This is a genomic window from Alteromonas sp. KUL106 (genome assembly GCF_009811415.1).
In the GTDB taxonomy this organism is placed as follows: Bacteria; Pseudomonadota; Gammaproteobacteria; order Enterobacterales; family Alteromonadaceae; genus Alteromonas.
The window spans coordinates 55,894-74,628 of sequence record NZ_BLIG01000015.1 but is presented as its reverse complement, the minus strand read 5'-3'; the positions used below and the strand labels follow the sequence as shown (position 1 = coordinate 74,628).

The window sequence follows — 18,735 nt, the reverse complement described above, 5'->3', positions numbered from 1 at the left end:
TCCGCTTTCTCGTCGTTTATTTCTTTGTTTTCGTATTGTTCTAAGGAGTGCTTATGCCGCCTTCAAGCTCAGTTACCGTTAGCGAGTCTAATGGCCTTACTTTTTTAGATGTAAGCAATTCATTTGCTTCAGCACGCGTAAGCCTGTTTGGCGGGCATATCTTATCGTATGTCCCTAAGGCGGACGGCAAAGAACGCCTTTGGGTCAGTCCACATGCATATCTAAATGGCGAGCGCCCTATTCGTGGCGGTATTCCCGTATGCTGGCCTTGGTTCAGTGATGACCACGGAAGAGAAAAAGGTGCCCTACCCGCCCATGGGTTTTTAAGAACTCAGGTGTGGAAACTCGTGAGTTCTGAGGATACTGAAAAGGGAACGACAATAACGCTGTCGCCTAGCTTTACCCGTGCAGAAGGCTTCGAAAATGACTGTACTGTCACTATGGTAATCGCGGTCGGCGAAATTTTGGAAGTTTCACTTATCACAGAAAACACCGGCGTAGTGCCGTTCAATTTCAATTGTGCCCTGCATACTTATTTCCAAGTGGATAATATCCAGCACACGCAAATCAACGGTATTGAAGGCGACTATAAAGATAAGCTGGATGAGTGGACCCTAAAACCTACACCAATGCCCTACACTATCACTGGTGAAACAGACCGAATTCATCTTGCGCCAATTGAAAAAGCTGAAATTGAAGTGGACGGCAGTGTATTTACCGAAGTTTTCTCACAAGGCAATGATTCGCTAGTAGTTTGGAATCCGTGGCAAGGCGCTGCGTCTATTTCAGACATGGATCCGTTTGGCTATAAGCATATGCTGTGTGTAGAAACATCGCTAACGCAAGGCCATACACTGGCGCCCGGCGAAAGTCATACTTTGCAGCAAAATATTGTGCCGCAATAGAGCACTTTATCGTTTAAATGTGCACCGCTAAAGGGTATAAAAAAACCTGCCGATGGCAGGTTTTTTTATGTTTTAAGCACGTCGTACTTACTGCTTAGCGCCTGCAACGGCTTCTTTAGCTAGTTGCGTGATCCGCGCCCAATCGCCCGACTCAATCGCATCATCGGGGGCTAACCATGAGCCGCCCACACACTTCACGTTTTTAAGCGCTAAGTATTCGTTATAGTTGTTTGGACCAATGCCACCAGTTGGACAGAACGTTACATCAGGGAAAGGACCGCTGATAGACTTAATTGCCTTAACACCACCTGACGCTTCTGCTGGGAAGAATTTCATGTGGGTATAACCCGCATCCTTGCCCTTCATCAAATCTGACGTTGAAGAAATACCAGGAATAAGTGGGATATCTGCATCCATACCCGCTTTAAGTAAGTCAGCCGTCATACCCGGGCTTATCGCAAACTTAGCGCCCGCTTCAATTACGGCTTTAAGCTGCTGCGCATTGGTGACAGTGCCTGCGCCGATAAGTGAGTCAGGTACTTCTTCTGCAATACGCTTAATAACGTCGATTGCTGCTGGAGTACGTAAGGTCACTTCCAATACTTTAATTCCGCCTTCCATTAGCGCTTTAGCCAGAGGAACAGCTTTTTCCACGTCGTTAATGACCAGTACAGGTACAACTGGACCGGCCGCAAAAATTTCCTCTGGAGAGGTTTTCCATTTGGTTGTCATAATTTAGCTCGCTGTATTTTGATTCAGATATGCAGCCGCACCCAATAGACCATGATCAGGCTCTGCAATTAAATAGGTGGGAATGTCCTTCACGTAGTGCTTCATTTGCCCTTTGGCTTCAAAACGCGCTCTAAAATCACTGTTTTGAATAAATTCAGGGAAGCGATTGGCGATTCCACCGCCAATGAAGATACCGCCTGTGGTCGCCATGTTAAGAGCGAGATTACCTGCAAAGCTGCCCATAATTCGACAGAATTGAGTAAGTGTTGCTTCTGCAATCTTACAGGTACCGTTTAACGCTGCCTCAGTGATTTGAGCGGGCTCTGTGAACGTGACTGGCGCATTTGCGTTTGTCGCAAGTGCTGTGTAGATGTTATGCAAACCACGACCTGACATCACTTCTTCGGCAGAAGCTCTGCCCAATGTAGTTTGCAAGTGGCGCCACACGACAACATCAGTTTCATCAACAGGGGCAAAATCTACGTGACCACCCTCACCATCAAGCGTCTGCCAGCCAGAAGACGTCATGGTGATGTGTTCAACCCCAAGGCCTGTGCCTGGTCCAAAAACAGCAATATTGCCATTTTCTTTTGCCGTACCATTACCAATTTGAACGACTTGCTCTTTGCCTAATACGGGCAAAGAGTGCGCTACCGCAGTAAAATCGTTGATAACAAACAGCGCATCAAGCTTAAGCTGAGAGCGTAATGCATTTTGCGAAAACGCCCAACTGTGGTTAGTCATTTCAACGTGATCACCCAGCACAGGACATGCGATGGCAATACAACCTTGTGTGAAGCTATGCTCAGGCGTATCAGCAAAATATTGCGCTATGGCTAAATCAATACTGGCAAAATCATTGCACATGTATTTCTTGATGTCTTCAACACCCGATTCGGTCACCCGCGCAACGCGAATATTCGTACCGCCAACATCAGCCACAAACTTCTGGCTCATTATGCTTGCTCCTGCGTGTAAAACAATGAGCATGCACCTTCTTCTGCGCCAGTTAGAATAGCGCGCATACCAGCGAACATTTCACGTCCCATACCGATATGATGCTTTGCTAGATTAGCGGGAGCCGCCTCTCGCGCAGCCAGAGTCTCTTCATCTACATGAAGAGTAAGCGCACCGGTTTCAGTGTTTAGCTCAATAATGTCGCCCTCTTGCACTTTCGCAAGTAGACCACCTTTATACGCTTCTGGCGTCACGTGGATAGCAGCAGGCACCTTACCTGATGCGCCCGACATACGACCGTCGGTAACTAGGGCCACTTTAAAGCCACGGTCTTGGAGTACACCTAACGGCGGTGTTAAACGGTGAAGCTCTGGCATACCAATCGCTGAAGGGCCTTGGAAGCGAACAACTACAATGCAGTCTTTGTCTAACTTGCCAGATTTAAACGCATCATCCAGCTCAAACTGATCTTCAAATACAACCGCAGGTGCTTTGATATGACAGTGCGGCGTACGAAGCGCAGACGTTTTAATCACACCTCGCCCTAGGTTGCCATCAAGTACACTCAAACCGCCATCGGGCTTAAACGGTGTTTCTACGGTTGCCAGTACTTCTTTATCCAACGATTCAGTTGGACCATCGCGCCATTCTAGCTCGCCATCTTTAAGCACAGGCTCTTTGGTGTATAGGTCTAGGCCTTCACCCACAATGGTTTTCACGTCGTTATGCAGTAGTCCTGCATCAAGCAACTGTTTGATAAGCAAAGACATACCGCCAGCAGCAACAAAGTGATTGATATCTGCTGAGCCATTAGGATAAATGCGGGTAAGTAATGGTACTGCGTTCGAAATGTCTGAGAAATCGTCCCAATTTACGATATAACCCGCAGCACGAGCAACCGCGATTAGGTGCATAGTGTGGTTAGTAGAACCGCCGGTTGCCAGCAAGCCTACAAGACCATTCACAATGGCTTTCGCATCGACAATATGACCGATTGGCGTGTAGTTGTCACCTAGATCTGTCAGGCGCGTAGCTTGAACAGCTGCAGCTTTTGTCAGCGCGTCACGCAGTGGCGTTCCTGGATTAACAAATGAAGAACCAGGTAGGTGCAAGCCCATCATTTCAACCACAAGCTGGTTAGAGTTCGCCGTACCGTAGAAAGTACACGTACCTGCTGAATGATAAGACTGAGACTCAGCTTCAAGAAGTGCGTCACGACCCACTTTACCTTCCGCGAATTCTTGACGAACCCTTGCTTTTTCTTTGTTTGGTAGGCCGGATGGCATTGGGCCAGCAGGAACAAATACCGTTGGCAAATGACCAAACGTGAGCGCACCCATCAACAACCCGGGCACGATCTTATCGCAGATACCCAGCATTAGAGTACTATCGAACATATTGTGAGAAAGCGCGATAGCGGCACCTTGGGCGATGTTATCACGGCTCATTAGGCTAAGATCCATACCAGACTGGCCTTGCGTCACACCGTCACACATAGCAGGAACGCCACCAGCAAACTGTGCAACACTCCCTACTTCTTTCACCGCTTCTTTGATGATCGCAGGATACGTTTCGTAAGGCTGGTGCGCTGAAAGCATATCGTTGTACGCCGACACAATAGCCACGTTGGCTTTGGTCATTGAACGAAGGTCAGCCTTTTCGCTTGTACCACATGCAGCAAAGCCATGAGCTAAGTTACCGCATGACAACACACCACGGTGTGGACCTTGACGGCGTGCGGCTTCAATCTTTTCTAAATACGCTTTACGGGTTTCTTTACTACGCTCGATAATTCGTTGCGTAACTTCAGCAATTTTTGGATTCATGTTGGTCTCCTATGGCGCCCACATCAAAGTAACCGGTGCTCTGTTAACAACGGCGGTGATGGGCTTTTGCGCTTCGGTAGCATTTTCAATAGCGTCTAATAACACTTGTCTTTTCTTCTCGCCTGTTAGGTGCAAAAAGATATGACGGCTATTGAGTAACGCAGGTAGCGTTAATGAAATACGTTGGTGAGGTGCTGTTGTAGGTTGAACAGCTATGCAGGTTCTGCCGCTGCTCATATCTAAGCCGTCGAGGACCTGTTCAGAGCAGGGAAAAAGCGATGCAGTATGACCGTCTTCCCCCATACCGAGAATCAGAGCATCAAAAGGCTGCGACATGCTAGCAAGATTAGACTCCGCTGCGTTCACGCCTTCATTTGCATCTTCAGCATCGCTTTTCAGTTCGATAAAGCGGGCCGCTGCGGCTTTATTTTGAATTAAGTTATTTTTAACTAGGCTGGTGTTGCTGGCCTCGTGATCCTCATCCACCCAACGCTCATCTGCAAGGGTGATGTCAACCTTATCCCACTCTAGGTCAGTTTCGCTCAATTGCTTAAACAGCGCTAGCGGCGTGCGACCGCCACTTACAATAAGCGACGCACGACCACGTGTTTTGATGCCTGTTTTCAAAATGCTCACCAAATCTTGCGCAAAGGCGTCGGTAAGCGCTTCAGGCGTGTCAAACGATAGAGTTGTTAATGCCATATTACTTCTTCTTCCCTGTTTTGCTTTCATACCAGCTGCGATTTTCGCGAGCAAGAAGACCGATAGAGTCTACTGGACCCCATGTCCCTGCCTGATACGGTTCTGGCGGCTCGCTCGATTGTTTCCACGCTTCTAGGATTGAGTCTACCCATGTCCACGCTTGCTCAATTTCATCGCGACGCACAAACAGCGCCTGATTACCCAACATCACTTCAAGAAGCAGTTTTTCGTATGCATCAGGAATACGGTCATCAGCAAAGGCTTCAGAGAAGCTTAGATTAAGTTTAGATTTTTGTAGGTCCATAGAGCCTGAACTGGTTAAGCCAGGCACTTTGTTCATTACTGTAATCTCTACGCCTTCATCAGGCTGCAAACGAATAACCAATTTGTTAGGCGGAAGGTTCTTAAAGCTGTCGCCGAACAAGTTATGCGGCTGACGCTTGAAGTAAATAACAACTTCACTCACCTTGGTTGGCATGCGTTTACCTGTGCGCAGGTAGAACGGCACACCCGCCCAACGCCAGTTGTCTATTTCTGCTTTAATGGCAATAAAGGTTTCAGTTTTACTTTGCGTATTGGCACCTTCTTCTTCAAGGTATCCAGGTACTTCCTCACCTTTAACAAAGCCAGACGTATACTGACCGCGCACCGTGCTTTCGTTAATGTTGAACGAATTAATAGGACGTAACGCTTTTAGTACTTTAAGCTTTTCGTCACGAATGCTGTCAGCGTCTAAGGTTGTTGGCGGCTCCATCGCCACCAAGCTTAAAATTTGTAGCAAGTGGTTTTGCACCATATCGCGCATTTGGCCAGCGTCGTCGAAGTAACCCCAACGCCCTTCAATACCTACTGACTCAGCTACTGAAATTTGTACATGGTCAATACAGTTGTGGTCCCAGTTTGTGGCGAAAATAGAATTCGCGAAACGCAGGGCCACTAGGTTGAGTACGGTCTCTTTACCAAGATAATGGTCAATACGATAGATTTGTTTCTCATCGAAATACTCAGCCACTTGCTCGTTGATTACTTTCGACGATTCCAAATCGTGGCCGATTGGTTTTTCAAGAACAACGCGAACGCTTGAATCGATGATTTTACAGCTGTGTAGACCGCGGCAAATGTCGCCGTATATCGCTGGTGGCGTGGCTAAGTAACACACCATTGTGCGGGTAGGATCAACATGGTCGTCAAGAACACAGTAGCTATCGACATTTTTCATGTCGACACAGGCGTAATGCAAACGCGCTTTCATTTTTTCCCAGGTGGCTTCGCACAAGTTCTTATCACCAAACTTTATTATATTGGCGCGAACTTCTTCAATATAGGCATCAAGCTCCATTTCCTGGCGCGCGACACCTACAATAGTCGTGTCTGGATGCATCAAATTTGCTTTTTCAAGCTGATATAAAGAAGGCAATAACTTGCGTCGTGAAAGATCACCCAGCGTACCGAAAAGTACAAAATCACAGGGTTCGTAGGAATTATCCAATACCATATTCGTCGACCTTTTAAATGTATGTGTCCGCAACGTATTGTAAAGGTTATTTACAACACTAACGACTATTTTTACCGTATAGTTAACACCAAATGTAGTAAAATTACAACTTGAACCAACTATAGGATCTGAATATTTACCGTTTCCCTCAGTTTACCCTCATTTACCCCGTTTGAAACAACAAATTTTGTCAAAAAATTACATTTTTCTTGTCACCGACGTCACAATAGGTACTATTAGCGACGTACCTTACAATAAACAGTGCTAATTAATTGCTATATCTGTATGAACATTTTAGAAAAAATCACACAAAATCAAGCGGCTTTCAGTAAATCTGAGAAGAAGGTAGCTGAAGTTATTCTTGCTAACCCCCAAACGGCCATTCATTCGAGTATAGCAACCCTCGCTAAAATGTCTGATGTGAGTGAGCCCACAGTTAATCGCTTTTGTCGTAGGTTAGATACGAAAGGCTTTCCTGACTTTAAACTTCATTTAGCACAAAGCTTGGCTAACGGCACGCCATATGTAAATCGCCATGTCGACGAGAACGACAGCCCAGACGAATATACGAATAAAATATTTGAATCAACAATGGCGTCACTGGAAGTTGCTCGCCAATCGGTTGACGTGAATGTAGTGAACCGCGTAGTTGACTTGCTTACTCAAGCACAGAAAATTTCATTCTTTGGTTTAGGCGCATCAGCATCCGTTGCCCATGATGCCCTAAACAAATTTTTCCGCTTCAACGTACCTGTCGTTTACTTTGAAGATATTCTTATGCAGCGCATGAGCTGTATGAATTGCTCTGCTGGTGACGTGGTTGTACTAATCAGTCACACTGGGCGTACAAAGAGCCTTGTAGAGATAGCCCAGATTGCCCGTATGAACGACGCAACTGTGGTGGGTATCACTTCAGCCGATAGCCCGCTGGCGCAAGAGTGCAGCTATGTACTATCCTTAGAAGTGCCTGAAGATACAGATATGTATATGCCTATGGCTTCTCGTATTGCGCAGTTGACACTTATTGATGTGCTGGCAACAGGGTTTACATTGCGTCGCGGCAATAAATTCAGAGAAAATTTAAAACGCGTTAAAGATACGCTTCGTGGCTCTCGCTATGAAAAACGCGGCGATTAATTGACACGGTCACTGCTTATTGTCGAAACGATCACTGTAAAAATAAACGACGACATCATCACACAAGAAACGCTTAACTGGTCGAGCCAGTTAAGCGTTTTTCTTTATTTCATTCACATTATTGTCAAATTCAACTATTATTCTGTAATAAAATTACGTAAAGCGATTACAGGCACACTTTTCATACGTGCTGCCAATCATCTTTGTCTTTTCTAACTTAGAAACAGCGACGGAATCACATGACCAGAAGAACGAAAATTCTTGCCACCTTAGGACCTGCTACAGACTCTCTTGAAAAAATTCAGGCATTAATTGCCGCTGGCGCAAATACAGTGCGTATGAATTTTTCTCACGGGCAAGCTGACGACCATATTGAGCGTGCAAAACGCGTTCGTCAGGCAGCTAAAAACTTAGGCAAATACGTAGCAATACTGGGAGACTTACAGGGCCCTAAGATCCGTGTAGCACGTTTTGCCGAAGGTGCCGTTCGTTTAGAAGTAGGCGCAAAGTTCATTCTTGATGCTGAACTTGGTCGTGATGAAGGTGACATAAACCAAGTAGGTATCGACTACAAAGCTCTTCCTGATGACGTGTCAGCGGGTGATATTTTATTGCTTGATGACGGCCGTATTCAGCTTAGAGTGACAGGTGTTGAAGGACGCAAGGTCATCACCGAAGTAACCGTTGGTGGTAAACTTTCAAATAATAAAGGCATAAACCGTCAGGGCGGTGGCCTATCAGCCGACGCGCTTACTGAAAAAGACAAAGAAGACATTAAAACCGCTGCGAAAATGGGCGTTGACTACCTCGCGGTTTCCTTTCCACGAAGCGGCGCAGATTTAAACTATGCACGAGAACTTGCTGAGGCAGCAGGCTGCTATGCCAAAATTTGTGCAAAGGTAGAACGTGCTGAAACGGTCGCTTCTGACGAAGCCATGGACGATATCATTTCTGCATCTGATGCTGTAATGGTAGCTCGCGGTGATTTGGGCGTAGAAATTGGAGACGCAGAACTCGTTGGCGTTCAGAAAAAACTTATCGCGCGTTCTCGCCAGTTAAATAAAGTCGTCATTACTGCCACGCAAATGATGGAGTCGATGATAGACAGTCCTATGCCAACACGTGCTGAGGTTATGGATGTAGCAAACGCTGTTTTAGATGGCACCGATGCCGTTATGCTCTCGGCTGAAACCGCTGCGGGTAACTACCCCGTTGAAACAGTTGCAGCAATGGCTCGGGTTTGTGAAGGCGCGGAAACGCACCCAAGCGTAAAAATTTCCAAGCACCGCATGGACCAGCAGTTTTCTTCTACCAGTGAGTCAATTGCACTGTCAGCGGTATACGCGGCGAACCACCTTCCAAGCGTAAAAGCCATTGTTGGCTTAACAGAAAGCGGCACGACACCAACATTAATGTCGCGCATTACAACATCACTGCCAATCATTGCCATGTCTCGTCATGAGTCGACACTTAACACAATGGCGCTTTGCCGTGGTGTTAAGCCAGTCTACTTCGACTCTTCAAACAGCGAACCAGGCAGATTGAAATACGACGTCATTGAATCACTGAAAGAAAAAGGGCTAGTGAAAAGTGGCGATAGTATCATCTTGACCTACGGCGATGAGATGGAAAAAGTAGGCGCTACGAATACGCTGAAAATTGTTGAAGTAGAATAATTACAATTAGCAAACTAAAGCGAAGCACATGCCTCGCTGAATGAGTAGAGATGACAGAGAAATAAAAAAACGCCCCTTGCTTACATTGTAAGTGAGGAGCGTTTTTCGCAGTAGCCATTACTTTTAGATTGCGTGTGCTGTGTAAGGCTCTGTATTTCGAATAACATCGTTGGCATTTTGCGTAAGATGATGACTTAGGATGTTCTCTGCGCGCTCAACGAACTCATCACGCTTAAATTTCCAGCCTCTCAAATCTGCTTGCTTCGCCTGCGCGATATAAAAATCTAATCGCGTCTTTCTAAGCAGATGAGCTTTCTTTGATAAATCAAATTCTACAAGTGAGAAGGTTTGTTCAACCTTTACGATGTCGGCATGCACGGGGCGCTCAGCATCATCTGCTGTGGCCTGGCTGACAGAAAGCTTGCCCTGCCCCAATACGCCAATAAGCACAATCACCACTGAAACAACAATACCTGAATAAACCCACTTTAAAAAATTCATGCCTCACTCCCTGAGCAATATTAACCTGCTCATAAATTTGATAACGCAATTAATCCTAAGAAAGAAAATTTGTCCGACTGCTATTCACTTGGCTGATGTTCACGAAACTACGCGCCGTGTAAATAACTGGATAACTCACTCAATCTACTTACTCTACATATTTGTGAGAGCAGTTTTCATACCACAAGGTATTTTCTTTACATATCAGAAAGATAAGAAACATGAACGTGACTGCGGGAATGCACTGAAAGAACTTTCTACACACTTCAAGAGAAAATTTTCCCTTTCTTTCTTGGAACACGTAATTTGAGACTTGCAGCACAAAACGATAATACAAGTCCCAATCAACTAGATCGCGAGCGCATAAGAATTAAAACAATTTTGGCATTACCAATAAGTTCAATTTTGAGTAGAGAAGCCTCTAATTATTTAGACGATGGTCTAAATAAAGAACACAACCTTACTCTCCCCCACTCATTAAAAATCCAAAAAAACCTCATAATTACGATAGTTTAAGTGAGATCACGAGACTTCAGAGTTGATTTACATGGATGATGAATTGGCATTACAGGGAGGCATGAAATAGAAAAAATGGACTTACCAAGAAATCCCGATTAAGTATTAATTTAAATAAGTAAGCAACTATCTACCAAGAGGTTTACACGTTTTCATTTAAAAACTACATTCGCTGCTTTTTCTACCCTCTCAGAAGGGCCGTTGATGTTTGTTTCAGCGCTTGCTAACGCAACAGCGTTCCTAACAAAAAAGGGGCAAATGCCCCTTTTTGAATGGTTTAGTGAAAAGGTACCTAGTTCATTGCAGTTTCAGTAACCACACGAAGCTCGCTTTTAACCTCTTTTACGTCAGACGCATTTTTGGCGATTTCAACTGCCAGGTCGCGCTCAGCGTCAGAATCAACGTCACCGGTCAGCATTACTACGCCATTTTCCACATCAACATCAATATCAAAACCTGAAATATCAGTGTCCATCAGAAGTCGGGTTTTGATGACGGTTGCAATTTTAGCGTCGGTAAGTTCGCTCGTGCCTTCATCAACAGTCTCTTCCATATCATCAGACACATCGCTTTCCATGTCGTTGTCAGAAACGATGGTTAGCTTGTTATCGACCGACATTACGCCATCTATATTCGCCACAAGCTCTTCAGCAAGTTTTTTATCGACCGAATTGTCGACTTTACCAGTAAGCACAACATTACCGTCTTTAACGTCGGTATTAATGTCGAATGAATCTAGGTTGCCATTGAACAACAGCGTAGCCTCAGCTTTGCCATCAATCCATGCGTCTTTGGCTCCTTTTTCCCACTTGTTGTCAGTGTCCATGTCGCCTGCATAGGCTGCAGTTGTCAGTGTTGTAGCAACAATCATAGAAATTAGTGAACGTTTCATAACATTTCTCCTTTGTCGAAACTCAAAGGAGTACATGCCAAAAGCCTGCCAATGCTATAACACATTGTTATTAAGATATTTTTTAAATTTTTCTTATCGCTAAAATTTTACAGAGTTGCAAACTTTGCTGTGAAGCGAGAACTTTTTACTCGATGCCAGTACCAGTTGGCTTAGGTGATGACCTACTCAGTGAGACTTAAGATCTTCGTCATCGCGGCGTGTTACCGCAGGGGCGGTGGTTCTACATCAAGGTGACACAACTAGGAGTACGGACATTTTAAGCTCGCCCCTCAAAAAGGTCTGGCGATAAAGATTAAACTGATTTAACAAAGTCAGCGTAAATAAACAGAATTCATCTTTCTCGGTTCATCTTTTTTAAAATCTTGAAAGTCAAAGAGCATGTCTAATTTTTCTATTTCAAGGACGCTAACCCAATGGATATTGCGCTAATTTCTGCATCGATATTCTTTATTACAATCAGCTTTGTTCCCCTACTTCCCTCTTCTCACTGGATGGTTCGGGTGTGGGAGTTCCCTCGCTTGCAAATATCTGCACTGATTGCATTTCTGCTTTTATATTATGGTCTAAAATGGCTCACAGATAGTCATTTTAGGCTTATTGACGCTCTGCTTGTAATAGGGTTAGTGATAAGTTTCACGTATCAACTCATTTGGATTATTCCCTACACACCGCTTTATAAAAAAGAAGTGAGAAAAGTATCCAAAGCACAAGCACAAGGCACTATTAGTGTACTTTCAAGCAACGTATACATGCCGAATAATGATTTCCGAAAACTCATCGAGCACGTTAGAAACAAACAGCCAGACTTTTTAGTCACGTTGGAGTCGAATGAAAAATGGCAAAAAGGCATTAGCGAAATCGAATCAGAATATCCTTATCGAAAGTTCTGCGCGCTTGAAAACCTTTACGGTATGCATTTGTACAGCAAAATACCCTTTGAAGAAGCAACGATACATTTTCTTATTGAGGACGATGTTCCTTCAATGAAAGTAAAAGTTAATTATCATGATCAAGAGACGCTGCTTTACTTTCTTCACCCCAAACCTCCTAGCCCAACAGAAAACACGTACGCGAAGCCTCGAGACATTGAATTAACTATGGTCGGCGAAGAAATATCGGAAAAAAACGGGCCAATTATCGTGGCTGGAGACCTTAACGATGTAGCCTGGTCACCAACGACACGTAAGTTTAAGAAAATTAGCGGCTTGCTAGACCCCCGAGAAGGAAGAGGCTTTTATAACACGTTCCACGCAAAATACCCGCTAGTGAAATGGCCTTTAGACCATGTATTTCACTCTACGCATTTTGCGTTAGTGCATATTGAAAAGTTAGAGAGCATAGGTTCAGACCACTACCCTCTTTATACCGAGCTAGCCTTTATAAACAGTTAAAAAAACTGAAGGTGAAGAAGAGGGCTCTCTCAACGAGCCCCTCGATGCTTAATACACCACATTAGGCTCTCACAAGCCTCTTCTCGTTTTTTAAAGTGTGCTAAGCCTATAAGCTTTCCTTGCCTCGGCCAAACTGCTTGGTTGAGCACGCTTTGGTCTTCTGGAGACAACGCCTCATCGTTTAACACAATTTCAACTGCCTTTTTATTCGGTTTAATGAGGGTGGGAATGGCAGCTTTGACCAGTGATGATTTAACACATATGTACTCACGTTTAACCGGGTCTCGCACCACTCCGATGATATCGTTATCACAAATTATGGCAGGCCAACCTTCTGAGATTCTGCTCTGTCCGAACATAATCAATGTAAAAGCAAACAACACAAAGAGCGTGAGGCCTATAAATTGTGCACTCAAATCAGGTGCAACGCTGATAATGACGCCTACAACAGCAGCAAAAAATATCCAGCCACCGAATACACGTCGCATGGCGTTCGGAGAAATTCCAGAGATAACATCCACCGCTCTCAGTGATTGTTTATCATAGTGTTTAATAAATACGGACGATTGTGATTCCACAGCCTTTTCCACCAAGAGAATAAGAGAAACAAAAATAAGTACGTTACAAGTAAGGCTGAAGATTTACCGAGTCTCGAACAAGCCAGATGTTCCAAAAGAGACGCAAATTTTTTCGCAAAAAAACAAATTAAGTAGCAACAGTAAAAACATTTAAACTGTTGAATTGTAATGTTTAACATCAAGATAGCAGGATAGCAAAAATCATCGCTATGGCAAAGCAATTACACGCTGTAACTACACTAAAATAAGACATAAAAACAATCAGTCTATATGCGCCCTAATCATAACTGGATATGTCGATAGCGAGGCACTTTCACGTATTTAAACTGTTTTCGCCAGCAGGGCACCGGTTCTGATAGCTTCTGATTGCCTCTGACAAAAGTACGCGGTTTCATCGACAAAACAAAAGATAAGCGTCAAAGAAAACGGGGGTATGTAAAATTTTCTTTCTACATGCATCTCTTTCCTTACATAGCGTTGAACACGTTACTGGCACCTACCAAAAAACTTAACATTCCCTTTATTTTCAGCAATTTAGAAAACAGGAACACTACTTGCTTTGTACTAAAGTATAACGTGCACGAGGCACTAAAGAAGGCAGTAAGCATTCAAACGATAAGTAAAGGAGGTAGGGTATGCGTTCACCGATAAGTGCTGTAACTATTGTTAAAAGCAGAACAGAAAAGCTATGTAGTTTAATTTCTCAATTGGAACAATGCTCACCAACGCCCGATGAGCTAGTGATTGTTTGGATGGCGCCACCTTCTGATTTGTCACTTGTTCGCAGTGAAAAATTTGACATTATTCACAAGTTTACGACGCAAGAAACGCTACCCATCGCCAAGGCGCGGAACAAAGGAATGCTCGCCGCTAAACATGCAAATTTAGTGTATTTGAACGTTGATGCCGTCATTGCACCTTCACTGTTCAAGGACGGTTTACTTGCACTTAGAGACAGCGCGGTTGTATTTACTTCGGTGGTTTTTCTTCCGAGTGAGCAATGCAACAAGCCGTATTTACACATTTCGAGAGACGAAAAACAAATTGGTTATTTAGCGAGTAATGACGACACGTTACCGCAAGACGACAATAACGAAATCCCTTCAAGAGATCAGGAAATTAATCATGGAAAGTTTAGTGACGATAGTATTTGTTCTACAGTGTTTTTTATTCGTAAGGCAGACTTTCAGAAAACCGGCGGCTTCGATGAAGGCTACGCGGGTTTCGGACTAAACGACGAAGACTTTTTCACCAACTGTAGGGCGTTAGGTTTTTCTCTGGAACAGCTGCCAACGCGGACGTTCGCACCACACAGACCTAACTATCAATGCCCAGTAAATCACCTTCTAGACTTTGTTCATAACGCACAGCGATTTCATTCAAAATGGGGCTTTTATCCATGTATGAATGTATTAAATGCCTACGCGAAAGAAGGCTTTATTAATGCTGACTACAATCAACATGGCATTAAAATTAAGCAGCTCCCCCAACATAAAAATGAAGACAAAGCGGACGCTGCAGCTGATCAAGCGTCGGTTAAAACCGCCTATGATAATGTCGAATTCACGTCTTTCCATTCGCCAGAGAAAGGTACAGACCTTTTAAGCTCGACGGCATAAATCACTTACAGGGAAACTATTTGTTTTCCAATTAAACCGAAATTAACCGAGCGCTACCTCGCATCTGCGATAGCGCTCGATTTGTCTTTCTGCCAGTCTAAACGCATATCCCACTTAAAACGATGCTCAGGCTTCAGCGGTGGCTGCTCAGCATCAATGGTGCTTAACACATTGGTCGCCTCGGTTAGCGTCGCATCCCGCCCAAACAAATAACTTTGTTCTTTCACTATGGTTAAATAGGCTTTGTTTAACGCATTTGCGCGCTCTGGCGAGGGCGTAATGATCTCGTACACTGATTTGGCACGCTGTACGTCTTCGGCTTTAACCATACCCTTCTCATCAAACCATTTAGCCAGCATTTCGCCGTTTTGACGGAACTCGTCACCACCGCCTACACGCTCCATATAAGTAAGAAATTCCCCTTTTTCCTCGTTAATATTTGGCACATCTTCGATTTCACGCAGGTTGATATAGCCCCACCCCGCTTCTCCAGGTACTTTGCGAGCAAATGAAAATGTTTGGTCGAACGTTGACCCAACGGTTTTGTGACAGCCGTTACAAAAAGCTAGCTCTTGATCGTGTTGTGCACGAAGCTCGCCCTTTTCATTTTCAATAAAGCCATTGATCGTCCATCCAAAGCCGTTATCTATCCCTTTCTCACCCAAATAGCGGGTTTGAGGCAACTTTTCAAAATGTTTGTCCTTGGCTTCTGCATAGTAGGCAGACGCCAAGCTTTCTCTGCTTCTGAACATGTGCTTTTTCATGTAGCGCACTTCTTTCATACGCGGCGCATTATAGATATTCCCTTTATCGTCTACGCCAATATAGCGCACGGTGTGCAGAAATTCTGTGCCTTCGGGGTAAAGCATATGCGCTAACGGGACTGCACGTGCATCACCAACATAGTGAGAAGAGCGGGCAATTTCAGTCACTGAATTTGACAGCTTGCCGTCTTGGTTTACATCAAGTTTAAGCGCTACTTCGTCGACCGGCGCAACCGTTAATGTTTCAAGCGCTTTAAGCGCCATTTCTACCAAGCTGAGGTTCAATGTATAAATAGCTTTGTTATACTCGCCATTTAGCGTTTGAAAGTCTTCAGGAAGCCTGATCATGGCGTCGCCAGTCGATCCGTTAGTTGGCCAAAAGGTACTTGGGAAAGGCTTGTAATTGTATGACACCCACCCGCTTCCATCGTGAGCGAATCCTTTACTATCAAACGCTTTGTCAGCCGCGGCTAAGTGCTCGATACGCATGTATTCTGGCATTACGTTATTTTCAAGCGATGCCGTGTAGTTGTCTTGCGCTACATATTTCCTGATCGTGGCATCATCAATGCCCGCAATTAGCGATGTACGGTCAATAAACAAGTTTTTCCAGCTGTTCGTTAGCCCTACATCAGAAAATTCATAGTTACCCTGCAGCGTACCGTCACCCATTTGATTAGGGCGCTTTTCTATCCCGTCGTAACTTTGATGGCACGCGTAACATGGATTGTTCACTCCGTCGGTTTTGGTATAACACTGCGGAGGAATCACTGACTCGGGGTTATACACCTCATTGTGCGCAATATACGCAAGTGCGGGAATAGCATCCCCTTCTTGGTAAGGGTAAGTCGGCGTACCGTCTATTGATTGTTGGGTCGTCAACACCACCTGCGCATCAGCAGCGTGGCTAGGTGTGCTCAATTGTGCATTTGATTCATTGCCTACATCAGTAGCTTTGTTGTCAGAGCACCCGGCGCTTATAAATAGTGAAAGCAGAATGCTCGCACCTAAAATTGTTTTTAGCATTGTCATAATCGTCACAACGAAAACATCCGGGCACATAGATACCCGGAATATTTTTAATTAAAAAGAAAACTTACTTATCTGCTGGCTCATACATCCACAGCGTATTGTTTTCTTGGAAACCGTCTTCACCGATAAGAATACGGCCATCGTTCATCACTACCACGTTATCTGGCTGAGACAGCTGCTCAACGTCACAGCGCTCTGCGCCCGTCAGGCTTGAACGGTATGTGCCACCCATTACAACAGGTTCGATACGTGAGATGTTGTAGCCTTCTTCAAGCTTGGCACGATACACGCCACCACAATCTTTAACGCGTGCAGAAAGCTGCATGTCACCCTCGCCGTCAATCATCGTGTTGTCGATATCAGCAATGCCGATGTAAAGATATGCATTCTTTACTATTTCACCATCAATCGTATCTACACCTTCAACGGCCTCTTTTGCCCGTTTCTGGTTAATAGAGATACCTTCCAGTTTTCTCCACTCTGCTGTGGCCCCTTTAAGACGGGCCGCTGCGCGGCTCTCTAAGAATGCAACACGGTTATCCATTGGCTGTCCTGCCGTTACGCTGGACCCTCCTTCCTCTACCGTTGGGTAGGTCGCGTCGCCATCTGCCCAAGCCTGAACGTCAGCCATTGTGATGTACGAACTTTGCCCCTCTACGTAATCGTCAGTACCAATACCGTTATATTCATCAATCCACGCACGAATAGTCAGGTTGTCACCGCTGGCTAATTCAACCCACTCAACCGCAAAACCGGTTGTTGCTGGGTCATTTTGCCCAGCATCTTGGGTCAGTTTAGCGCCGTAAAGTGTGCCTGCTGATAAGTCTTCCGCTGTATCGGCGACAAATTTAAACAATACGCCACCCGTATCATCCTGAGAAAGATACACCGTTTTCCCATCAGGCATGACCGTTGAGTTTTCGTGCTCGTATCGGCCCATGGCAAAATGCTTCACAATAACCGGCTCATCAGCCAACGGTTCTGTTACTTCCGCAATATAGCCATAGTTGTAAGGGTTTGGCGCATCGGGCGCTGTCATCTGCCACATACGCCCCAAGCGCGCATCGGTGGATACGGCTTCTGGGTTATTCCAGTTAGGCGATGTGGTTGTATCGACAGCCGAATCTACTACCCACTCTTCAGAGGTCAGCGGGGTGCCCCAAGGTGACATTGAACCAAAGCAGTTTGCCGCAGTGCCCCATACGGGCGAGAAGTCGAGCATCATAGCTTCAGTGACTTCCCACATGCCAAATTCGTCTTTTTCTACTTTCATGCGGCTCATACCGCCTGGAAGCTCTTCCCAGTTCGAGAAAAGGTACCCTTCGCCTTCTGCGGTTGAAATAAAGCCATTAAAGTCAGGCATATCGTTTTCTAGCACCAATTCTTCGCCATCTAATGTATAGATGTGACCTAGGCCCTCAGGTAAGTCAGTTCCAAAGGTATCACCGGTTTGTCCAAGCACTTGATATTGACCGATAGCAGAAATAACCAGTTCTTTTTCTTCATCTGAACTCGGTACCGGAGAGTTTGGTAATGTAACAGGCAAATTGTTGAAGTTGGCCCCTGCAAGCACACCTACCGTTCCGGTATTAATTGGCATCGCGTTAACACTGGTCGTCGCCGCATTGGTGCCTGACGGGTGCTGTACGTTGAAAAACAAGTCACCTTCCTCCGTTAGGAAAATGCCCGTAACTTCTGCCCCCAGGGGAACGGTCGCAATTCGAGTAAGTTTTCCGACTGTGGCACCTTCAGGACCTTGCTCCCCCACAGGACCTTGTTCACCCACTGGGCCTTGCTCACCTGCGGGACCCTGAACGCCATCTTCTCCATCATCACCCTCTAGTGAGCAGGCAGACATGCCAAGTGCTACTGCCAATGCAATCGCTGAATACTTAATTCCACGAAGAGTATCGCTTTTCATTATGGTTCCTTGCTTATACTTGTTTTCAATGTTGAGTGGAGATAAGTCAATGACTTACCTCAGTAAACGG

At 45.0% G+C, this 18,735-nt stretch carries 15 protein-coding genes; 5 read left to right on the top strand and 10 right to left on the bottom strand.

All coding sequences use genetic code 11. The annotated features are described in order from the left end of the window. Positions 1 to 53 precede the first annotated feature (53 nt). Positions 54 to 905 (top strand): D-hexose-6-phosphate mutarotase, encoded by an 852-nt coding sequence (locus GVO63_RS05400; RefSeq protein ID WP_159489333.1) that lies wholly within the window; start codon positions 54 to 56, stop codon positions 903 to 905. 87 nt (positions 906 to 992) lie between these two features. On the opposite strand, the gene GVO63_RS05395 is transcribed toward GVO63_RS05400, so the two are convergent. The 5 genes from GVO63_RS05395 to zwf are packed head-to-tail and all read right to left on the bottom strand — an operon-like array spanning position 993 to position 6,617. Continuing rightward, positions 993 to 1,637 (bottom strand): bifunctional 4-hydroxy-2-oxoglutarate aldolase/2-dehydro-3-deoxy-phosphogluconate aldolase, encoded by a 645-nt coding sequence (locus tag GVO63_RS05395; RefSeq protein ID WP_159489331.1) that lies wholly within the window; start codon positions 1,635 to 1,637, stop codon positions 993 to 995. A 3-nt stretch (positions 1,638 to 1,640) separates the two neighbouring features. After that, a complete protein-coding gene (locus tag GVO63_RS05390) occupies positions 1,641 to 2,594 on the bottom strand; it encodes a glucokinase (RefSeq protein WP_159489329.1) in 954 nt (317 codons plus the stop codon). Further along, positions 2,594 to 4,420: a phosphogluconate dehydratase gene (gene edd, locus GVO63_RS05385; protein WP_159489327.1), complete on the bottom strand. Its 1,827-nt coding sequence runs from the start codon at positions 4,418 to 4,420 to the stop codon at positions 2,594 to 2,596. The genes GVO63_RS05390 and edd overlap by 1 nt, the downstream gene beginning before the upstream one ends. Before the next feature lie 9 nt (positions 4,421 to 4,429). Beyond that, positions 4,430 to 5,122 (bottom strand): 6-phosphogluconolactonase, encoded by a 693-nt coding sequence (gene pgl, locus GVO63_RS05380; protein ID WP_159489446.1) that lies wholly within the window; start codon positions 5,120 to 5,122, stop codon positions 4,430 to 4,432. A 1-nt stretch (position 5,123) separates the two neighbouring features. Next, entirely contained in the window at positions 5,124 to 6,617 is a 1,494-nt protein-coding gene (zwf, locus tag GVO63_RS05375; RefSeq protein ID WP_159489325.1) for a glucose-6-phosphate dehydrogenase, read from the bottom strand. A gap of 285 nt (positions 6,618 to 6,902) precedes the next feature. Here zwf and GVO63_RS05370 point away from each other — a divergent pair, with 285 nt between their 5' ends. After that, positions 6,903 to 7,754 carry a MurR/RpiR family transcriptional regulator gene (locus GVO63_RS05370; protein ID WP_105929740.1) on the top strand — a complete coding sequence of 284 codons (852 nt, stop codon included), beginning with the start codon at positions 6,903 to 6,905 and terminating at the stop codon, positions 7,752 to 7,754. Positions 7,755 to 7,993: 239 nt separating this feature from the next. After that, positions 7,994 to 9,430, top strand: coding sequence for a pyruvate kinase (gene pyk / locus GVO63_RS05365; RefSeq protein ID WP_159578409.1), 1,437 nt, complete (start codon positions 7,994 to 7,996; stop codon positions 9,428 to 9,430). Positions 9,431 to 9,553: 123 nt separating this feature from the next. On the opposite strand, the gene GVO63_RS05360 is transcribed toward pyk, so the two are convergent. Together GVO63_RS05360 and GVO63_RS05355 are read right to left on the bottom strand one after the other, a co-directional pair. Beyond that, complete coding sequence (locus GVO63_RS05360) at positions 9,554 to 9,931, bottom strand: hypothetical protein (RefSeq protein WP_159578408.1); 378 nt, start codon at positions 9,929 to 9,931, stop codon at positions 9,554 to 9,556. A gap of 808 nt (positions 9,932 to 10,739) precedes the next feature. Continuing rightward, on the bottom strand, positions 10,740 to 11,339 hold the full coding sequence (locus GVO63_RS05355; protein WP_159578407.1) for a BON domain-containing protein: 600 nt from the start codon (positions 11,337 to 11,339) through the stop codon (positions 10,740 to 10,742). A gap of 434 nt (positions 11,340 to 11,773) precedes the next feature. On the opposite strand from GVO63_RS05355, the gene GVO63_RS05350 reads away from it, so the two are divergent. Beyond that, a complete protein-coding gene (locus GVO63_RS05350; protein WP_159578406.1) occupies positions 11,774 to 12,751 on the top strand; it encodes an endonuclease/exonuclease/phosphatase family protein in 978 nt (325 codons plus the stop codon). A gap of 29 nt (positions 12,752 to 12,780) precedes the next feature. On the opposite strand, the gene GVO63_RS05345 is transcribed toward GVO63_RS05350, so the two are convergent. Continuing rightward, complete coding sequence (locus GVO63_RS05345) at positions 12,781 to 13,329, bottom strand: hypothetical protein (protein WP_159578405.1); 549 nt, start codon at positions 13,327 to 13,329, stop codon at positions 12,781 to 12,783. Between the two features lie 635 nt (positions 13,330 to 13,964). Between GVO63_RS05345 and GVO63_RS05340 the strand changes: the two genes are divergently transcribed. Then, entirely contained in the window at positions 13,965 to 14,948 is a 984-nt protein-coding gene (locus tag GVO63_RS05340) for a glycosyltransferase family 2 protein (protein WP_159578404.1), read from the top strand. 53 nt (positions 14,949 to 15,001) lie between these two features. On the opposite strand, the gene GVO63_RS05335 is transcribed toward GVO63_RS05340, so the two are convergent. Both GVO63_RS05335 and GVO63_RS05330 read right to left on the bottom strand, forming a co-directional pair. Next, positions 15,002 to 16,744: a hypothetical protein gene (locus GVO63_RS05335; protein ID WP_159578403.1), complete on the bottom strand. Its 1,743-nt coding sequence runs from the start codon at positions 16,742 to 16,744 to the stop codon at positions 15,002 to 15,004. 64 nt (positions 16,745 to 16,808) lie between these two features. Continuing rightward, the gene (locus GVO63_RS05330) at positions 16,809 to 18,665 is read right to left on the bottom strand and encodes an alkaline phosphatase PhoX (protein ID WP_159578402.1); all 1,857 of its coding nucleotides are present in this window, start codon (positions 18,663 to 18,665) and stop codon (positions 16,809 to 16,811) included. Positions 18,666 to 18,735 lie beyond the last annotated feature (70 nt).